This window comes from Kamptonema sp. UHCC 0994 (genome assembly GCF_029167235.1).
GTDB lineage: Bacteria > Cyanobacteriota > Cyanobacteriia > Cyanobacteriales > Microcoleaceae > Kamptonema.
In genome coordinates this window covers 75,547-93,954 of sequence record NZ_JARFTR010000125.1, presented here as the reverse complement: position 1 = coordinate 93,954, position 18,408 = coordinate 75,547, and the positions used below count along the sequence as shown (strand labels likewise).

Here is an 18,408-nt window from a genome sequence, read left to right as displayed (position 1 = left end):
ATTTACAAACTCAGCTAATTAGGTCACGTTTTAGTGTGATTATAATGCTATACTTAAAAAGTGTATTTATCTTTAAACTTTATAACTTCTGCCAGACTTTCCTACTAATAAAACCAAGGGTGGGAATTACCCACCCTTAAATTTTAACGCTTCACCAACTTTCTACTCACCTTCCGCAAGCGAATTGACTGAGGCGTTACCTCCACCAATTCATCGGGTCCAATATACTCCAAAGCACGCTCCAAACTCATATCTACAGGTGCTTGCAATTGTACTAATTCCTCACCGCCAGAGGCCCGGTGATTAGTTAACTGCTTCGACTTGCAAATATTGAGTTCCAAATCTTCACCGCGATTATTTTCACCAATAATCATCCCCCGATAAACCTTGGTTCCGGGAGTAATGAAAAAGACACCGCGATCTTCAGCATTTTGCAATGAATAATAAGTGGCAATTCCCTCTTCAAAAGAAATCAAAACCCCATTGCGACGAGCGGCAATTTCACCACCAAGGGGACGATAATCAAGGAAACTATGATTCATAATTCCAGCGCCGCGAGTTAAGCGCATAAACTCGCCTCGGAACCCAATCAAACCGCGTGCGGGAATTGAAAATTCTATTTGAGTGCGGCCATTTCCACCAACGTGCATATCCTGCATTTCTCCCTTGCGTTGGCCGAGACGTTCGATACAACCACCGACAGCTTCTTCGGGTACGTCTAAGACCAAACACTCAAAAGGTTCGCAGATTTTGCCAGCAACTTCACGATAGATAACTTGTGGTTGAGAAACTTGAAATTCGTAACCTTCCCGGCGCATATTTTCAATTAAAATACCCAGGTGCAATTCCCCGCGTCCCGATACTAAAAACTTATCAGGAGAGTCGGTTTCTTCTACGCGCAAAGCCACGTTAGTTTCTAATTCCCGTAACAAGCGATCGCGTACTTGTCGCGATGTCACCAACTTCCCTTCTTGACCCGCAAATGGTGAATCATTCACCGAAAACGTCATCTGTAAAGTTGGTTCGTCAACCTTAATCAAGGGTAAAGCTTGCGGATCGTTTGGACAAGTAATTGTCTCGCCAATATTCGCTTCAGCAAAACCGGCAACTGCAACAAGATTACCAGCAGAAGATTCCGGGATATCAATCCGCTTTAAACCATCAAATCCCATTAATTTTGTAATCTTGGATTTGATAATTGCGCCACTTTCTGTGATTAAAGCAGCTTGCTGACCCATTTTAATCGTACCATTATGAATGCGGCCGATCACAATTCGTCCTACATATTCGGAATAATCCAAAGTCGTAACTTGCAATTGTAGCGGCTTTTCTGGATCGCCAACCGGTGGCGGAACGTGGTCTAAGATTTCTTCAAATAGAGGTTTCATGTCCACCCCTTCATCTTCGAGGTGTTTTTTGGAATAACCCGCTAAACCCGAACCAAATAAGTAGGGAAATTCACACTGATCGTCATCAGCACCCAGTTCAAGAAACAAATCTAAAACTTTATCAACTGCTTTGTGAGGATCGGCACGTTCGCGGTCAATCTTGTTGACGAAAACAATCGGTCGCAGTCCTTTTTCTAAGGCTTTTTTGAGCACAAATCGAGTTTGTGGCATCGGCCCTTCGTTGGCATCGACAATCAATAAACAACCGTCAACCATACCGAGCACTCGCTCAACTTCGCCACCGAAGTCAGCGTGTCCGGGGGTATCAACGATATTGATCAGAGTTTCTTTGTAGGTAACGGCCGTATTTTTGGAAAGGATGGTGATACCACGCTCGCGCTCGATGTCATTGGAGTCCATGACGCAATCTGGAATTTCTTCCCCTTCACGGAAGATGCCGGATTGTCGGAGTAGAGCGTCTACAAGGGTAGTTTTGCCGTGATCTACGTGGGCGATGATAGCTATGTTGCGAATGGGAAGACTCATAAATTGCGTCTGGGACGTTCAGAGCGTTAACTAAAGATTTCTTAACAATTATAGCTTATGTGGTCAAGGGGTGTGTAGGGCGGCTGTATTATTTGGAGCGATCGGCGGCTACAATCAAGATGGAATCGACCATTGAGCGAGATCGAGCGCGATACCACCCCAAAGGGCAGAATTCCTTTCTTGAAGTGGTTGGACTCCCTCCGCGACTTTAACGGCAAAGCTAAGAAAGCTAAGATTGTCAAAAAGCTCGAACGGGTTAACAGCAGCAATCTGGGACATTAATTTTATGGAAACAAAACCACCTATACCACCCTTTACCTTAGAAACTGCTAAAGTAAAAGTCCAAGCCGCTGAAGATGCCTGGAATACTCGCGATCCTGAACGAGTAGCTTTAGCTTATACAGAAGATTCTCAGTGGCGAAATCGCGCCGAATTTTTCAGCGGACGGGAAGAAATTAAGGCTTTCTTAAGACGAAAATGGGCGAAAGAATTAGACTATCGTTTGCAAAAGGAACTGTGGAGTTTTACCGATAATCGTATTTCTGTGCGCTTTGAATATGAGTGGCATGATGATTCTGGTTATTGGTATCGCGCTTATGGTAATGAACAGTGGGAATTTGCAGAAAATGGATTGATGCAAAGACGTGAAGCAAGTATTAATGATGTGCAGATTCAAGAGTCTGAACGGAAGTTTCGATGGGAGCGTGCAATGTAGGGGCAATTCCCCCGCGATCGCCCTAATTGATTGTCCTAATTGATTGCCCTAATTAGGGGTAACTGTTACCAGATGTTAAGTTCTGTTTTATTTCATATACAAATAGCCGACTTCGTATCGAGCAAACCCTAAGTCTGTGATACCATACTCACCTTAGAAACCATATCAAAAGAGATTGGGAGAACAGCTTTGACACTACGGGTTGCTGTTGTTGGATCGGGCCCGGCCGGCTCCTGTGCCGCCGAGACGCTGGTGAAAGCGGGCATTGAAACTTATTTGATTGAGCGCAAGCTTGACAATGCTAAGCCCTGCGGCGGCGCAATTCCGCTGTGCATGGTGAGCGAGTTTGACTTGCCCCAAGAGATTATTGACCGTCAGGTAAGAAAGATGAAGATGATCTCTCCCTCAAATGTAGAGGTAGACATCAACATCGAAAAACCAGACGAATATATTGGGATGTGTCGTCGGGAAGTGCTCGACAGTTTCCTACGAAACCGGGCAGCTTCTCTGGGGGCTAAGCTGATTAATGGTACTGTTCACAAACTGGACATCCCCACTAACGGTACTGATGCCTACACTATCCACTATGCCGACCACTCTGATGGTAATGCGGTGGGAACGATGAAAAGTCTGAAGGTGGATTTGGTAATTGGGGCTGATGGTGCTAATTCTCGCGTAGCTAAGGCGATTGATGCTGGGGATTATAATTATGCGATCGCATTCCAAGAACGCATCCGCCTCCCAGAAGATAAGATGGGCTACTACGAAGACTTAGCCGAAATGTACGTCGGCGATGATGTTTCCACTGACTTCTACGCTTGGGTATTCCCGAAATACGACCACGTTGCCGTCGGCACGGGTACGATGAAGGTCAATCAAGCAGATATCAAAAAGCTACAAGCTGGGATCAGAGCCCGCGCCGCTAAAAAATTAGCAGGCGGTAAAATTATCAAGGTGGAAGCACACCCGATCCCCGAACATCCCCGCCCTCGTCGTGTAGTTGGTAGAGTTGCCCTCGTAGGCGATGCTGCTGGTTATGTGACTAAATCTTCTGGAGAAGGGATTTATTTCGCCGCTAAGTCTGGTCGGATGTGTGCGGAAACAATAGTTGAGGTTTCTGCTAATGGTACTCGCATTCCCACAGAAGAAGAACTCAAGCTCTATCTGAAGCGGTGGGATAAGAAATATGGCATTACTTACAAAGTGCTTGACATTTTGCAAAGAGTGTTCTACCGTTCCGATGCCACCCGCGAAGCTTTTGTGGAGATGTGTGCCGATCGCGACGTGCAGCGCCTCACTTTCGATAGCTATTTGTATAAAACAGTAGTGCCGGCAAATCCGTTTGTGCAAATGAAGATTACGGCCAAAACGATCGGTAGTCTGCTTAGGGGCAATGCTCTAGCACCTTAAATATCTCTTAGCAAATGCCTAAAGTATTGATGTAGGAGTAGTTATCAAACTACTTCTACATTAGTAATTAAAGTATAGCAACCGCCAAGGCGGTTAGGACGTTCTGAGTTCCACCAAACTCGCTGATTCTATTCCCTTCTTTCCCTTCTTTCCCTTCTTTCCCTAGCCCCTAGCCCCTAGCCCCTAGCCCCTTATATCATACCCTCACCCTCCCCTTTTCCAAATCTTAATTTGCCCATCCCAACCCCCACTAACAATCATCTGCCCATCCCCACTAATTGCAATAGAGTTAACATATCCAGAATGCCCGCTCAAAGTCCCTTTTAACTCCCCAGAACGCAGATCCCAAAGCTTGACAGTTTTATCCCAACTACCGCTAACCAAAGTATTCCCATCCCTAGTAATTGCGACAGACCAAACCCCATCCGTATGACCGCTCAAACGCCGAATTAATTGCCCAGTTCCTACGTTCCAAAGCCCTATTGTTCCATCACCGCTACCACTAGCTAAAGTCTTCATATCAGGACTAAAAGCTACGGATAAAACCGACAAAGCGTTACCTTTTAAAGTGCGGATTAATTCACCAGTTTGTAGATTCCATAACTTAATAGAACCGTCCTTACTACCACTAGCTAAAGTCTTCCCATCTGCTGCGATCGCCACTGAATTTACTAGCGCAGAATGTCCTAATAAAGTATAAAGTAATGCCCCAGTTTTTACGTTCCAAATTTTAACAGTTTTATCCCAACTACCACTCGCTAAAAATAGACCATCAGCACTAAGCGCAACTGCAACCACCACGTCAGAATGCCCGCTCAAAGTGCGAATATTCTCACCTGTCTCTAGATTCCAAATCTTAATAGTTTTGTCATCGCTACCGCTGGCTAAAATCTTGCCATCAGAGGCGATCGCCACTGCATTTACTGCGTCCCCGTGCCCCCGCAAGGTACTTTTCAACTCGCCACTGGGCAAATTCCACACAGAAATACTACCGTCAGTATTTCCAGATACAAAGTGAGAGCCAGCGGTAGCCACCGAACTCACTACCCCCGCAGGCACTTTGAGCGCACTGGCGAGAGTAAAAGCAGCGTTAGCAGGTAGACGCGGCGAGTTATTAACAGGAGTAGCTGTTGGCGGTTTTCCTGCCCTTGGGGAATCTTGGGGGACTGTTGGCAGCGCCACTGTTGTCCGCCACTTCAAAAAAGTATCGATCTCAATCCCCGCCGCCACAATTTTATCGGATTTGTCCTCTAATTGTATAATGCCATTAATGGCTACAACTCTCCCCCCATCGTCCAAAACTGGGCCGCCGCTCATACCTCCTCTCACTAAATTACTATAAACCAAAGTATAACCATTCCAGGGAGCTTGACGGCGTGTCATCAGTCCCTCAGTAACAATCAAAATCGGCTGTTGCAGAGTTCCACCTGATCGCGGCCAACCAGCCACATAAAGCTTTTTGCCCTCACTTGGGTCATTATTCGCCAACACAGCGAGGCGGTAGTTTTCGGCACTGCTGAAGGGAACCACAGCCAAATCTGCCCCAGGCATTCGTTTAATCAGGCTGTAATAGACTGGATGACGCTTGCCATCGGGGGTAACAATGTGATAATCCCCGGTTTGGCTCACTACGTGCCAATTGGTGACTATATAGTAAGTGCTACCTTTTTTTTCAAAGATGACCCCAGAACCGTGACCGGTCGGCCCATCAACGCGAACTGTAATCTCCTTCGCGATCGCATTCACTTCAGTGGGTGCTAATGCTGCGGCGAGTTGAGGCGTGACAAGTGGAAGAATCGGCGCGATCGCGCTCATTCCGATACTCAAAATAGCTGAAATACTTTTGTTACAATTCATCTTCGAGCCAAAATGCCAATATGTCAACAGTTAAACAGACGGAAAACATTTCTCCTTTGTGTCATATTTTTACACAAATTTAAGATTAATAAAAAGATTCAGACTCATCTTCGGGATCGATTGCACCCCACTTCGCTTACCTACTTACAAAGGATTACAATACTTAAGCAGTTAACAGTTAACAGTTAACAGTTAGCAGTTAGCAGTTAACAGTTAACAGTTAACAGTTAACAGTTAACTGCTATATTATTACCGTTCGCTACAACTATATATTAGTCTGTCGGTGCGGCTCTCCCAACATCACGATCGAACAGGTCAACTGTCCTAGCAACTGAGTTGTCACATCGCTGACAGCTAATCCCGCAGCCGTGCGGTTTCTAGTCGATCGCAAAACTACTAAATCAGCATCACCCGACGCACTGACAATTTGCTTTACCACATCTACACCTCGCCTCACCTGAACCTGAACTTCAGCCTTACCTTCAACCCCAGATTTAGCAACCAAAAGCAATAATTGGGAGTGAATCCAAGCAATTCCAGAATCCTTAATTCCTCTGTTGCACAAATGCAGCACAGTGATTTGCAGTTGAGAATCTCCTAGAGCTTGTGCAAATTGTATGAGCCGCACTGCTTCAGAGCTCAAGTTTTCCACTGGTACTAAAACACGCTGAATTTTATTTGGCTCAAGCAGCAAGCGCGTCACCGCAACTGGACAGTGAGCGGCCCATAACACGCCATCAATTACATTGCCAAACAAGCGAGCTCTAAGTCCCGTTCGTTTCCCCCATCCCATAACAATTAAATGCGCTTTTTGTTCGCGAGCAACCCTAGCTATTGCTTGGGAAATATCGTTATCAATTCTGAGAGTTGGCTGAGATTTTACGCCCAGTTTTCCTGCCATTTGTTGAGCTTTTTCGAGCAATGTTTCGCTCCGCTGCAAAGCCATTTCTAACTGTGGTGCATCCATATTTTGAGCATGAGGTGCGGTAATTGCTAGCGGTACAATTTGACCGCTATTGCCATGAGCTAACAGCGCTGCCATCTCAATTAAATACCTTTCTGTCTCGGGATTGTAAACTGGCACAACTACCGTTAATGGAGAGTTATTTGCCGTCGTTTCCAAATTTTTCGGGAAAGTTTCGGTTTCCAAATTTTTCGATGTAGTTGTTAGTCCCACAGCAACTCTACTGGTAACTATCGGCCCCAATGTTGCCGTTACCAGCATCAGAACAATTACACTATTTAAAATGTCCTCAGTGAGCATTCCAGCTCGATAGCCCACCAGCGTCGCTGCCAAAGTTGCACCAACTTGAGGCAAGGATAGCGACCACATTGTTAGAAATTCTTGGGTGTTGTAGCGATAAATGAGTTTGGCTAAGTATGCTGCCATAGCTTTGCTACTAATTAAAGCCACAACAATTGTTATAGAAATTGTCACGGAAGCAAGACTTTTGATGAAATTTTGCACATCAATTAACAGCCCCAAATCTACAAAAAATATCGGGACAAATAAGACGCTACCTACGAAAACTACCTTATCTTTGACAGCACCTTCTCCTACAGCCTCGTTAACAGCTAAGCCAGCCAGAAATGCACCAATAATTTTTTCTACACCAATAAGTTGAGCGCCTAATGATGCTAGAAAAACAGCTAGCAATACAAATAAAAATTGGTTGCCTTCTTGATCTCCCGTGCGGCGAAAAAATTCTCTACCGGCCCAGTCAAATCCAAATATAACTACGGCTGTATAAATAGCTAAACTTCCTAAGAGAGTAACAAAACTAATTGCCGAAAATTCTCCTGCATGAATAGCAACACAAACTGCTAATACCAACAATGCACCAATGTCAGTAAAAATCGTAGCGCCGATCGTTACCATAACGGCTTCATTGCTAGCAACTCCCAAGCGACTGACAAGAGGATAGGCAAGTAAAGTGTGAGAAGCTAACAGCGAACCTATTAAAATTGAAGCATTCCAATCAAAGCCAAAAATTCGACCGACAAAGGTTCCAGCAATCAGCGGTACGGCGAAAGTTAAACTGCCAAAACCCATAGAACGATTTTTCTTTTTGCGGAATTGCTCAATGTCTACTTCTAAACCTGCTACAAACATCAGGTAAAGTAAGCCAATATCTGATAGCAGCTTCATTGTGGGCATTTCTTTGTCAAGTAATTGTAGCCCGTTGGGGCCCAGAAGCACCCCCGCAGCTAGCAAACCTACTAATCCGGGAATTTTGAAGCGCTCAAAGATGATGGGCACACTCAAAATGACTAAAAGCAAAACGGCGAAAGGAACAATAGGCTCTGAAAGAACTTCTGCAAAATGTCCCATAATTAACTAAATTTGGGGTGAAGGTGGGATTTGTACAATTGTCAACGATCTTGAAATTTTTGACTACCCTCCCCTGGATATAGAGTTATAGTTTACTGTATAATAACGTAAATGGAGTCAAGTTCCCAATTACCAATTACCAATTACCAATTACCAATTACCAATTACCAATTACCAATTACCAATTACCAATTACCAATTACTAATTACTAATGAATCAATATTTTGCTACAGTTGCTCGTGGTTTAGAACCAATTGCTGCTCAAGAATTAGAACGGCTTGGAGCTCAAGATGTTCGTCCTGATTTTACTGGCGTATATTTTGCTGGCGATCGCGCTTTACTTTACCGAGTAAATCTTTGGGCGAGGACGATTTTTCGGGTACTGGTTCCTATTGCTGAGTTCCAGTGTTATGACTCTGATATGCTCTACCGGGAAGTGCAAAAAATTGATTGGCAGGAATATCTAGACGCTGACAATACTCTAGCAGTTGACTGTACGGGGGGCAATGAAAAACTTAACCACACTCATTATACTGCTCTACAGGTTAAAAATTCAATTGCAGATCAACAACGAGGTAATTTTGGGAAGCGTTCTAATGTTGACAAAAAAAATCCCGATTTACTCATTAATGTTCACATTCATAAAGACCGCTGTATTTTAAGTTTAGACAGTTCTGGTGGTAGTTTGCATCGCCGAGGATATCGTCCGGCAGTGGGTGCGGCTCCTCTGAAAGAAACTCTGGCAGCGGCTTTATTAGAGATGGCAGAATGGAACCCTAATTTACCTTTTTTAGACCCGATGTGCGGTTCTGGAACTTTGCCTTTAGAAGCGGGCTTAAAGGCTTTGAATATTGCACCAGGATTGTTTCGAGAAAAGTTTGGGTTTATGAGTTGGCGCGATTTTGATGAAGCTCTTTGGGATCGGTTATGGGAAGAAGCAGAAAATAGCGAATTATCTGAGCTGAAGGCAGTAATTGCTGGCAGCGATCGCGATTCTGAAATCTTAACCCAAGCTCGTACAAATGCACAGCAAGCTGGCCTGAAAGATAAAATCAAGTTTGCTCTAACAGAGTTATCAGAGTTGGAAGCACCAGCGGATAGCGGCATTCTTATTTGTAATCCTCCCTACGGCGAACGTCTGGGAGATGCTAGCGAATTAGGGGAACTTTATAAGCTGTTGGGCGATGTTTTTAAACAGCGTTTTAAGGGTTGGAATGCGTTTATTTTAACAGGAAATAAGGAATTAGGCAAAAAAGTAGGACTCAAGACAGCACGGCGCATTCACGTTTATAATGGAACGTTAGAATGTACTTTGCTCAAGTATGAACTGTATTAAAATCAAAAATAGAGCTAAATTTTACCCGGAGGTAACTCATGGTTAACGCAGGAACAAAACTCACATTAGAGGATTTTCTAGCTTTACCACAAGGAGATGTACACTATGAGTTTGTAGATGGTCAGGCAGTACCGAAAGTGTCTCCAAAATATTTTCATTCAAGTCTGCAATTAGCTTTGATGCTTCTCATCCGTGCCTGGTCTAGAGCGCGTGGGCGAGTCCTTCCTGAATGGGCGCTTATCCTTAAGCGCAATGGTCAGGACTGGGCACCCGTTCCTGATTTGACATACATTTCTTATGAAGGTCTACCCGCAAGTTGGAAGCGCAATCAAGCTTGTCCAGTACCTCCTGAATTGGTAATTGAGATTATTTCGCCAGACCAAACATTGAAAGAATTTGAAGATAAGGCAAAAGATTACTTTGCTGCTGGCGTATTGCGAGTCTGGGTTGTCGATCCTGAAGCTATGACTATCAGAATTTTTTACCCTGATGGGTTGATTGAAATCTATACAGATAGAACGCCTATTGTTGATTTACTGCTACCTGGTTTAGAATTATCTACAAGACAAATTTTTGAGGAAGCTGAACTAATTTGAGTTAAATTTCTAGAGTGGTAACAAAGAAACGTGAGCAGAAACTATTTTCCAGCCTTGAGGAAATTTACGCCACATCTGACTCTGCCGGCCTTCGCGCACAATGCCATCAATGACTCGGCGAAATTCGAGAGTTACAGCGGCCATATCTGCGTCGAAAGTAACAACTTTAAGGTTAAACATTTCACGTTCGAGATTTAGGGGAGATCGCCCTTTGCGAAAAGCTCTAATCTCATCACTACCATAAAGGTTTTCAGTCACTCCAAAACGCACAACATCTGATGAATCCCAAAACAGTTCACTGAGAGTTTCAACATCATTAGTACAAAGGGCTTTTTCGTATTTGAGATAAAGTTCTGTTAACTCATACACTAAAACAGAATCGTTAATTTTAGTCATAAGTAGAAGGAAGAAGGAAGAAGGAAGAAGGTAGAAGGTAGAAGGTAGAAGGTAGAAGGAAGAAGGAAGGGGGAGAAATTTTCCCCAATTACCAATTACCAATTACCTGTTAACAATTACCTGTTAACAATTAACAATTAACAGTTAACAGTTAACAGTTAACAGTTAACAGTTAACAATTAACAATTAGCGCTCAATTTTGACAGAAATAATCTTGTCACCTTGGCGGATAGCATTGACTACATCCATATCTTCAGTTTTGCCAAAAGTCGTGTGGACTCCATCTAAATGAGATTGAGGAGAGTGACAAATAAAGAATTGACTACCGCCAGTATCGCGACCTGCATGGGCCATTGATAAAGTCCCAGCCAGATGTTTGTTGCTGTTAATTTCACACTTGATTTTGTAGCCAGGCCCCCCCGTTCCAGTACCTTGAGGACAACCGCCTTGAATCATAAAATTAGGGATGACTCGGTGGAACTTGAGGCCGTCATAAAAACCTTTTTCAGCCAAGTCTACAAAATTTTTCACCGTATTAGGTGCATCCTGGTCAAACATATCCAAATGGATAGTACCTTTTTCCGTTTCCATAATAGCGCGAGTCATGATTTTTCTTGCTCCTGAGAATGATATTCCGCAATTATAAGCCTGAGTGAATCTAGAGAGATTCAAAAAAGATTGTTCTAATTGCGGCTTCAAAATTTTAACATACAGTGGATTTCAACTCAGTTGAGTAAAAAAAACAACCGCCGCCTCCCTAGGGCGTGTATTCAAACTATAAATTTGATATCGGTGCAAAGCCTTCGGGCGATAAATTATCGCCATAGACCGAGGTTTTGTGTCCGAATGCGAGAACCCTCAAGCGGGCTTGAAAACACGCCCTAGCTCTCCCCAAGGTATCGGGGAGGGCTGAGGAGGCTGTATTCAATTCACTTGGAAACTGCTATAATTTAGATAGAGGTAATCTTCTTCTCTTTCAAAATTAGAACTCAGTTGGTTGTATAATTGGCATCAAACCAACAGCGAGGCAGCTTTTCACCGGAAGGAAAAATTAATTTTTCCTTAGCAAAAGTATCCGGTTGTTGCTCCTCTTCACCAGCTTGGCTTTGCCCAGAAACTTCGTTTTTCATAGGGCTTAACAATGCCTCTACATCTAAGATTTCTACCAGGGTTCCAGATTCTTTTTCTTTTAAAAGCATAGATTTTCCTTAATTAAGCGAATGTGAGTGAGGGTTGAATACGAATTCACTAGATAAACAATTTAAGCTTATGTCTTATCTAAGAATTAGCATTTTTTTCTCACTATTTGCGATTTTAAAACTTTATAAGTGTTCGCGTATCTCTCTATAGTGTAATTTATTAGTAGACTTGAGGCTGCTAATTTCCAAGTCATTCAGAACTTACGCAAGCTGCTAAATATGACGAACGCAATTCTCAATAAGCTTGAATACCAGGGTTAATCGATAGGACTTAGGCACGAAGTACCAATTTTCAAATCCACATAATTTTTATCTCTTAAGGAGGATGTTATTGAGCTAATATTAATCATTAGGTAGAAAATGTTGGCAATATGGAGGAGTAAACTCAATGAAACGCTTATTATCGATCGCAACTTTGATCTTAGCACAGCTAACAGCAGGAACCGCCTTGCTGAGCTTGACTAGCTGTGCGCCAGTAACTACCGCTCAGAAAAACGTAGAGACGCAATCGCAGCAAACACTTAAAATTAGCGGTTCCGGTTCAGTTTATCCAGCCTTAAAGGTACTCACCAAAGCCTACGAAAAAAAAGTAAAAAACACGGAAATTATCTTTTTGCCTGAAAATCAAAGTGCTGGGGGAATTGCTGGAGTAAAAAACAGTTTGGTTGACATTGGTGCTCTCAGCAGTCAGTTAAAAGCTGAGGAAAATAACGGTCAACTAACCTATCACGAGATTGCCAAAGATGCCCTGATGGTAGCCACTCACCAGAGTGTTAAAGGGGTGAAAAATTTACAAACAAAAGATTTGCAAGGGATTTATAGCGGTGCGATCGCAAATTGGCAAGATTTAGGTGGCCCAGATGCTAAAATTGTTGTACTCGATCGCCCTGAAGACGAATCAGCCAAAAAGCTGTTGCGGAAGTATTACCTGGGAAAAGATTTAAAAATAACTTCATCCGCAGTGCTGATGTCGCAAGAAGCGGAATTAATTAAAGCAGTGCAAGACACGCCCAATTCTATCGGCTATTTCTCCCTCGCTTATGCCACTGCAAACAATCTGTCAGTCAACCGCCTAAGTCTTGATAACATAGCCCCCACAGTGGAAAATGTCAAAGCTGGAAAATATCAGATGGTGAGGACTATCGGCATTGTCTTCAAAACTACTCCCAGTCAAACTGCCCAAGGATTTATCGATTTTGTTTCTAGCCAAGAAGCAGGTACAGACTTGCTACAATCTGGATTTGTGCCATCTACTGCGAAGAAGTAAACAAAGTGTTGCTGATTCACCGTGTAAGCATGGTTAGCTGGTAAGGGTGCATCTTTTTTTTACAAATATATCCCTGGGGCGAAGCATGAACGTAGTGAATCTCTGCTGTTAATAACGAATAACTTATCTGCCAGAATACTCTTGACTGTGCCGCAGGCTTCGCCAAGGCTCCTACAAAATTAGGATGCTCTCGCTGGTAATGCCTCTATAGTTGTTTCTCAAGCTCATAAAAAATGCAGATTCGCTACTTATTTAACAAAAATTTACTAACAGCTAGCACTAAAAATGCTCAAAGATTGTGGCAGAATCTCCGCTTAAAAAGTATGTACTCAAAACTGGCTTTAAACCAGAAAATTGTTGTCCCGTTCCTGTTGGTAATCCTCACCCAGGCGGTGGTATTAATGATTAGCTTCGGCTACTGGTTTTCTAGCAGCTTGGAACAGCAGATGATCGGCGAAGTAGAGGCTCTTTCATCACTGGTTTTGCGAGACTTTCACCGGGAAGAACAGCACTTGCAGTTGCAAACTAAGCTAGTAGGAAATACAGCGGCAGTGCGCTCGGCAGTAAACCAGCACGACACTACCGCACTCCTCCAGATTTTACTGCCTTTAAAAACAACTTTGCTACTCGATTTGATTAAGGTAGTAGACAAAGATGGTATCGTACTAGCGAACCTACAGGATCAGGCATTAGCTGATTCAATACTTGACGATAAAACAGCATTCGACCAAGCACTCAAAGGCGTATATCTATCTGATTTGGTAAGTATTAAAAAAGTAGATGGACATTTGCAGTCTATTTTAGTTGGATTTGCACCTGTAAAGTCTAAAGATGGTATTATCGGCGCGATTATTATTGGCACTTTAATCAGGGATGATTTACTCAAAAAGCTGACTATTGGTACGCGGGAACACCTGATAGCATTTAATCAAGAAAAACTTGCGATCGCTTCTACTTTGCCAATAGTTAAGAGCAATTCTTATTGGGTAAGATCGCTCCAAGAAGCTCGTCCACAACGAGTCAGCATCGCGGGTGGAGAATATTTTGCCAAAAGTGTAGTGCTTTCTGGGCTAAATAATTCTTCTATGACTGTGGTGCTGCTCAATTCTGTTGTGCCACTAGACGAAGCTAAACAAGCACTGTGGAGGAATTTATGGATTTTTTTCTTGCTAGCTGGGACCCTCACTACTTTTGTTGGCATCAAGATAGCGCGAGCGATCGCAAGCCCGATAGAAGCTATAACTAAAGTAGCTCAAAAAGCAACGCGGGAAGCTAATTTTACTGTGCAAGCTCCCGTTACTACTAGCGATGAAGTAGGATTGTTAGCAATATCTTTAAATAATCTAATTGGTCGGGTAGCAGAACACACTCAAGAGCTAGAAATAGCCCGCGATAATTTGGAAAACCGGGTAGAAGAAAGGACGAAAGAACTTTCTCAAAAGCACGAACAACTTTTGCAAACCCACCACCAACTCCGTCAAGCATTGCAAAATCTTCGGGACACTCAAAGCCAATTAATTCAGGCAGAAAAAATGTCTAGTTTGGGCCAGATGGTGGCGGGAGTTGCCCACGAAATTAATAACCCTCTCGGTTTCATCAGCGGCAATCTTCAATATGTCAATACTTATGTTGAAGACTTAATGAAATTGTGTAGTATTTACGAGCAAGAATATACGATACCAACAACTGCAATACAGAATATTACTGAAGACATAGACTTTGAATTTATCAAGAAGGATTTGACAAAAATTTTGTCTTCGATGAAGATGGGTACTGAGCGTATAAGTCAGATTGTACTGTCTTTACGCAATTTTTCCCGCCTTGACGAAGCGGAACTTAAACGGGTCAATATCCACGAGGGAATTGATAGCACTTTATTGATTATAAATCACAAAATTAAAGAGGGAATTGAACTGATTAAACGATATGAACCTTTGCCGCCTGTGGAGTGCTATCCTGCACAACTGAATCAAGTTTTTATGAATATAATTGGCAATGCGATTGATGCTTTGAATTCACAGGGAAAGCCGGGGCTTAAGCAAATTATCATTGAGACGGAACTAGATCCGCCTCATACGGAGCAAATAAATAGAGCGTTTGTGCGGGTGCGAATTCGAGATAATGGCCCTGGGATTCCCACAGAAATCACAACAAAGATATTTGACCCATTTTTTACAACGAAGCCTATAGGTCAAGGTACAGGGTTGGGGCTTTCAATTTGCTATCAAATTATTGAAAAGCATCACGGTAAAATTGAGGTAATTTCAGAGATTGGAAAAGGTACGGAGTTTGCGATCGCGCTTCCGGTTAGTCAGTCTCCCACAGGTTTTATCCCAGATAGCGACAAATTTTAAGCTGGGAGCCCAGAAACTGGGTTTCGACTTCCCTCAACCAGCAGTTTTTTTACGAGAATACTTCGTTACAGCCCACTGATTCGATAAAAAACCCGGTTATGACAGTTGAAGGGGTGGACGGCCAGAGCATTCCTCACGTAAAATCTAATATCGCCTGAGAACAAGCCCCATCTAGGGTAGACTGCGATCTATAGGTGGCGATCGCAACTTAAGATCCTGAGACACTTGAGGAAGTACAACAAAAACCCCTAAAATTCAAAGGCGCTTCGGCTTCAATAAATATAAGTTAAACAACTCGGTAGGTATTATGAGAATTTCGTTTAAGAAAACAATTGCAACTTTGGCCACTTCAGCACTTCTGACAATCGGCGCAGTCAGTTCTGCGATCGCATTCACTTTTGACCAAGCAGAAATCGAGCAAGCTAATGTCACTGCCATTGCTCAACCCCGCCAAGATGGCAGTTACCAATTGCTGATTATAGAACAGATACCCAACAAGCGGCAATGCTGGAGCGAAAGTGGCAGTCGCCCCATCATCGTCAATCCGTTGTTAATGAACTTTGATTTTACCAATGATTGCCGGCGGGCTACTGATAGCAACGGCTTTTCTATCCGCATGGGCGGTACTGATTTAGCATTGAAATATAGCTTGAGTTTGCAGAATGTTAACGGAGATGTTGTACTGGTTGGTAGTCCGAGCGATCGCAACGCTCAGCCAATAGTTATTGGCAGAACTCAGGGCACTATTAATGGCTTTATGAAAGTTATTTTAGAACCGGGCTGGCGCTTTACCAAAAGATCCTATCAAGGTAAAGTATTAGGACATTTTTATTTAACCAGCAATCAGCTTGCACCGGGAAGTACAGACACCGGAGGCGGTACTGTCGATCCTTCACCAACAACATTCACAGACATTGCTAACGATATCTACGCTGCTGAAATTAAAGAAGCTGTAGCTCTTGGATTTGTGGCCGGTTTCTCTGAGGACAATACTTTCCGACCTCAACTTGCTTTAACTAGAGAGCAATTGGTATCTTTAGTATTAGAATCCTTGAAAGGAATACAAGGTGCAAATATTGTGATTCCCACTCAAGCATCTTCTCGACCTTATAGCGATGTTGAAACTACCCGCTGGAGTGCAGCTAAAATTCAATTTGCGCGAGATAAGAACATCGTTAGTGGTTATAAAGATGGCACTTTCAAACCAACTCAACCAGTCACTCGCGCTGAATTGATGGCTGTGATGCGTCGCGCGGCAGAATTTGGTTTATCTGCACGGGGAATGAGTCCGGTATTAACTCCTAAGCAATCGCCAACTAATTTCTCTGATATTCAGGCTCACTGGGCTGCTGCTACTATTAGCCAAATGTCTTCTTATTGTAAGGTAGCTTCTCCACTTAATGAAGTTGGGAGCCAGTTTTATCCTGATAGTTCTGCGAAGCGGAATTATGCGGCGGCGGCTACTTTGCGGATGCTCAAATGTGTGAAAGGTCAGTAATTAAGTGGATGTAATTAAAGGTGGTGGTGAGTCTTCCCCCAGGAGCTATGGCGTGTTTTCAAACTATAGATTTGATGTAGGGGCGAAGCATTCGGCTGATAAATTATCGCTATAAACCGAGGTTTTATGTCGGAATGATTCGCCCTTCCAAGGTTTGAAAACACGCCCTAGAAACTAGGGACTACGATGCTCCGATGCTCAGGGAAAAAGGGAATATAATCAGCTAAAAATTAATTAGGATCGCTGAATGCTGGGTTATTAATAAACTCTTCATCAGTTAAACTTCGCAGGAAAGCTAGCAAATCTTTCTTGTCTTGTGCTGTCAACTTAAAACCATTAATAAAATTACTTTTCAATGGATTTTCACTCCCTACTCCGGCAAATTCTCCTTGCTTAATAGTTCTCCCTCCAGCTTGATAGTGAGCGATAACTTCTTCAAGAGTCTTAATACTACCATCGTGCATATAGGGTGCAGTCAAAGCAATACAGCGGATTCCAGGTTTATAAAGTACACCCTAGAAACCGGGTTTCTTCGCTTATTTCTCGCCAGAAATCAGTTTTATTCAAGAAACCCGGTTTCTCTGTACTTCACTTACCTGGAAAGTGCTGTATATCCACCTACTTATAATTTTATTAACGATCTATAGATATTACTTTTCTAGAGGAATTAATAACCGCTATAGTCAAATTCATACAATATTTATATTAACAGCTAAAAATATAATGATTTAGTAAAGTTTAGCTTCAACACTATTCACCCCAGAAAAACTGTGGCACGATGGAATTATAGAAGAAAGCACCACTAATCATCCAAAACGAGGCAAGACTTATGAAAACTACCATCAAAGCAGCGATCGCACTACCCTTCTCCTTAGCTTTAACAGCCTTAGTTGCCGCTCCCTCTCTTGCTGGCTCTCTCACCTTTGCCACTAACGTCGAACAATTCAATGAAGGCGTTGGTATTAAAGAAGCCTTTAGAAGAAACACTGCTAATGCTCTAGGCGCTCCTCAACTCAACGCTTACAGCAGCACTAAGGACTTTTTGAGCTTAGGCGTAGGCGGATCGGCTATATTCAGCTTCGGTACCCAATTTACAAACAAATTAACTCTCTGGGAAACTACTTGGGGAGACAAGAATGGCAAACAGTCAGCTTATGATGAGCAAGTAGAAATTTTTGCCAGCAATAGCTTAGATGGCACTTGGACTCGTCTGGGTTTGATCAAGAATATTGCAGATGGTGCTTATAATACAGCGGAAGGAGCTTCCCTGAGTTTTGATGGTGTTTTTCAATATCTGAAGCTAGTAGATAAATCCGCCGCTGGTAGCGATCGCGATGGTTTTGATGTTAATGGTATCGGTGTACAAGCCGTACCTGAACCTTTCACAATTGCTGGTATGGCACTAGGTGCTAGCGGAATGATCGCCGCTCGCCGTCGTCGCGCTAAGCAAAATGCCTAGAAACAGAGTGTATAATAAGCGGCTGATGGCATCCGAATCAATAAATAATTAGTA

At 43.0% G+C, this 18,408-nt stretch carries 16 protein-coding genes; 9 read left to right on the top strand and 7 right to left on the bottom strand.

Going from position 1 to position 18,408, the window contains the following annotated elements; genetic code table 11:
• Positions 1-143: 143 nt before the first annotated feature.
• The gene (gene typA, locus PY364_RS11995; protein WP_275522772.1) at positions 144-1,934 is read right to left on the bottom strand and encodes a translational GTPase TypA; all 1,791 of its coding nucleotides are present in this window, start codon (positions 1,932-1,934) and stop codon (positions 144-146) included.
• 132 nt (positions 1,935-2,066) lie between these two features.
• Here typA and PY364_RS11990 point away from each other — a divergent pair, with 132 nt between their 5' ends.
• The 3 genes from PY364_RS11990 to chlP all read left to right on the top strand — a co-directional run bounded on the left by PY364_RS11990 (position 2,067) and on the right by chlP (position 4,059).
• Positions 2,067-2,216, top strand: coding sequence for a hypothetical protein (locus tag PY364_RS11990; RefSeq protein WP_275522771.1), 150 nt, complete (start codon positions 2,067-2,069; stop codon positions 2,214-2,216).
• Between the two features lie 4 nt (positions 2,217-2,220).
• Complete coding sequence (locus tag PY364_RS11985; protein WP_275522769.1) at positions 2,221-2,649, top strand: nuclear transport factor 2 family protein; 429 nt, start codon at positions 2,221-2,223, stop codon at positions 2,647-2,649.
• Positions 2,650-2,838: 189 nt separating this feature from the next.
• The gene (chlP, locus tag PY364_RS11980; RefSeq protein ID WP_275522767.1) at positions 2,839-4,059 is read left to right on the top strand and encodes a geranylgeranyl reductase; all 1,221 of its coding nucleotides are present in this window, start codon (positions 2,839-2,841) and stop codon (positions 4,057-4,059) included.
• Between the two features lie 204 nt (positions 4,060-4,263).
• Here chlP and PY364_RS11975 read toward each other — a convergent pair whose 3' ends face one another.
• On the bottom strand, positions 4,264-5,916 hold the full coding sequence (locus PY364_RS11975) for a trypsin-like peptidase domain-containing protein (protein WP_275522765.1): 1,653 nt from the start codon (positions 5,914-5,916) through the stop codon (positions 4,264-4,266).
• 265 nt (positions 5,917-6,181) lie between these two features.
• The gene (locus PY364_RS11970; protein ID WP_275522764.1) at positions 6,182-8,248 is read right to left on the bottom strand and encodes a cation:proton antiporter; all 2,067 of its coding nucleotides are present in this window, start codon (positions 8,246-8,248) and stop codon (positions 6,182-6,184) included.
• A gap of 212 nt (positions 8,249-8,460) precedes the next feature.
• On the opposite strand from PY364_RS11970, the gene PY364_RS11965 reads away from it, so the two are divergent.
• Both PY364_RS11965 and PY364_RS11960 read left to right on the top strand, forming a co-directional pair.
• Entirely contained in the window at positions 8,461-9,585 is a 1,125-nt protein-coding gene (locus PY364_RS11965) for a THUMP domain-containing protein (RefSeq protein ID WP_275522763.1), read from the top strand.
• A 38-nt stretch (positions 9,586-9,623) separates the two neighbouring features.
• Positions 9,624-10,181 (top strand): Uma2 family endonuclease, encoded by a 558-nt coding sequence (locus PY364_RS11960; protein WP_275522761.1) that lies wholly within the window; start codon positions 9,624-9,626, stop codon positions 10,179-10,181.
• Positions 10,182-10,190: 9 nt separating this feature from the next.
• Here PY364_RS11960 and hpxZ read toward each other — a convergent pair whose 3' ends face one another.
• From hpxZ to PY364_RS11945, 3 genes are all read right to left on the bottom strand, one after another.
• Entirely contained in the window at positions 10,191-10,577 is a 387-nt protein-coding gene (gene hpxZ / locus PY364_RS11955; protein WP_275522759.1) for an oxalurate catabolism protein HpxZ, read from the bottom strand.
• A 186-nt stretch (positions 10,578-10,763) separates the two neighbouring features.
• Positions 10,764-11,183, bottom strand: coding sequence for a peptidylprolyl isomerase (locus PY364_RS11950; RefSeq protein WP_007353635.1), 420 nt, complete (start codon positions 11,181-11,183; stop codon positions 10,764-10,766).
• 383 nt (positions 11,184-11,566) lie between these two features.
• Positions 11,567-11,776 (bottom strand): acetyltransferase, encoded by a 210-nt coding sequence (locus PY364_RS11945; RefSeq protein ID WP_275522757.1) that lies wholly within the window; start codon positions 11,774-11,776, stop codon positions 11,567-11,569.
• A 388-nt stretch (positions 11,777-12,164) separates the two neighbouring features.
• Between PY364_RS11945 and PY364_RS11940 the strand changes: the two genes are divergently transcribed.
• From PY364_RS11940 to PY364_RS11930, 3 genes are all read left to right on the top strand, one after another.
• Positions 12,165-13,043 carry a substrate-binding domain-containing protein gene (locus tag PY364_RS11940; RefSeq protein WP_275522756.1) on the top strand — a complete coding sequence of 293 codons (879 nt, stop codon included), beginning with the start codon at positions 12,165-12,167 and terminating at the stop codon, positions 13,041-13,043.
• Between the two features lie 233 nt (positions 13,044-13,276).
• Positions 13,277-15,397: an ATP-binding protein gene (locus PY364_RS11935; protein WP_275522754.1), complete on the top strand. Its 2,121-nt coding sequence runs from the start codon at positions 13,277-13,279 to the stop codon at positions 15,395-15,397.
• Between the two features lie 307 nt (positions 15,398-15,704).
• Entirely contained in the window at positions 15,705-16,895 is a 1,191-nt protein-coding gene (locus PY364_RS11930; protein ID WP_275522753.1) for a DUF3747 domain-containing protein, read from the top strand.
• Positions 16,896-17,125: 230 nt separating this feature from the next.
• Here PY364_RS11930 and PY364_RS11925 read toward each other — a convergent pair whose 3' ends face one another.
• Complete coding sequence (locus tag PY364_RS11925; protein ID WP_275522752.1) at positions 17,126-17,374, bottom strand: hypothetical protein; 249 nt, start codon at positions 17,372-17,374, stop codon at positions 17,126-17,128.
• Between the two features lie 350 nt (positions 17,375-17,724).
• Here PY364_RS11925 and PY364_RS11920 point away from each other — a divergent pair, with 350 nt between their 5' ends.
• Entirely contained in the window at positions 17,725-18,354 is a 630-nt protein-coding gene (locus PY364_RS11920; RefSeq protein ID WP_275522751.1) for a PEP-CTERM sorting domain-containing protein, read from the top strand.
• Positions 18,355-18,408: the final 54 nt, after the last annotated feature.

Bases quoted from the DNA above. Each gene is read 5' to 3' on its own strand.
- typA (WP_275522772.1), bottom strand. From the start codon at position 1,934: ATGAGTCTTCCCATTCGCAACATAGCTATCATCGCCCACGTAGATCAC.
- PY364_RS11985 (WP_275522769.1), top strand. From the start codon at position 2,221: ATGGAAACAAAACCACCTATACCACCCTTTACCTTAGAAACTGCTAAA.
- PY364_RS11975 (WP_275522765.1), bottom strand. From the start codon at position 5,916: ATGAATTGTAACAAAAGTATTTCAGCTATTTTGAGTATCGGAATGAGC.
- PY364_RS11970 (WP_275522764.1), bottom strand. From the start codon at position 8,248: ATGGGACATTTTGCAGAAGTTCTTTCAGAGCCTATTGTTCCTTTCGCC.
- PY364_RS11965 (WP_275522763.1), top strand. From the start codon at position 8,461: ATGAATCAATATTTTGCTACAGTTGCTCGTGGTTTAGAACCAATTGCT.
- PY364_RS11960 (WP_275522761.1), top strand. From the start codon at position 9,624: ATGGTTAACGCAGGAACAAAACTCACATTAGAGGATTTTCTAGCTTTA.
- hpxZ (WP_275522759.1), bottom strand. From the start codon at position 10,577: ATGACTAAAATTAACGATTCTGTTTTAGTGTATGAGTTAACAGAACTT.
- PY364_RS11950 (WP_007353635.1), bottom strand. From the start codon at position 11,183: ATGACTCGCGCTATTATGGAAACGGAAAAAGGTACTATCCATTTGGAT.
- PY364_RS11945 (WP_275522757.1), bottom strand. From the start codon at position 11,776: ATGCTTTTAAAAGAAAAAGAATCTGGAACCCTGGTAGAAATCTTAGAT.
- PY364_RS11940 (WP_275522756.1), top strand. From the start codon at position 12,165: ATGAAACGCTTATTATCGATCGCAACTTTGATCTTAGCACAGCTAACA.
- PY364_RS11935 (WP_275522754.1), top strand. From the start codon at position 13,277: ATGCAGATTCGCTACTTATTTAACAAAAATTTACTAACAGCTAGCACT.
- PY364_RS11930 (WP_275522753.1), top strand. From the start codon at position 15,705: ATGAGAATTTCGTTTAAGAAAACAATTGCAACTTTGGCCACTTCAGCA.
- PY364_RS11920 (WP_275522751.1), top strand. From the start codon at position 17,725: ATGAAAACTACCATCAAAGCAGCGATCGCACTACCCTTCTCCTTAGCT.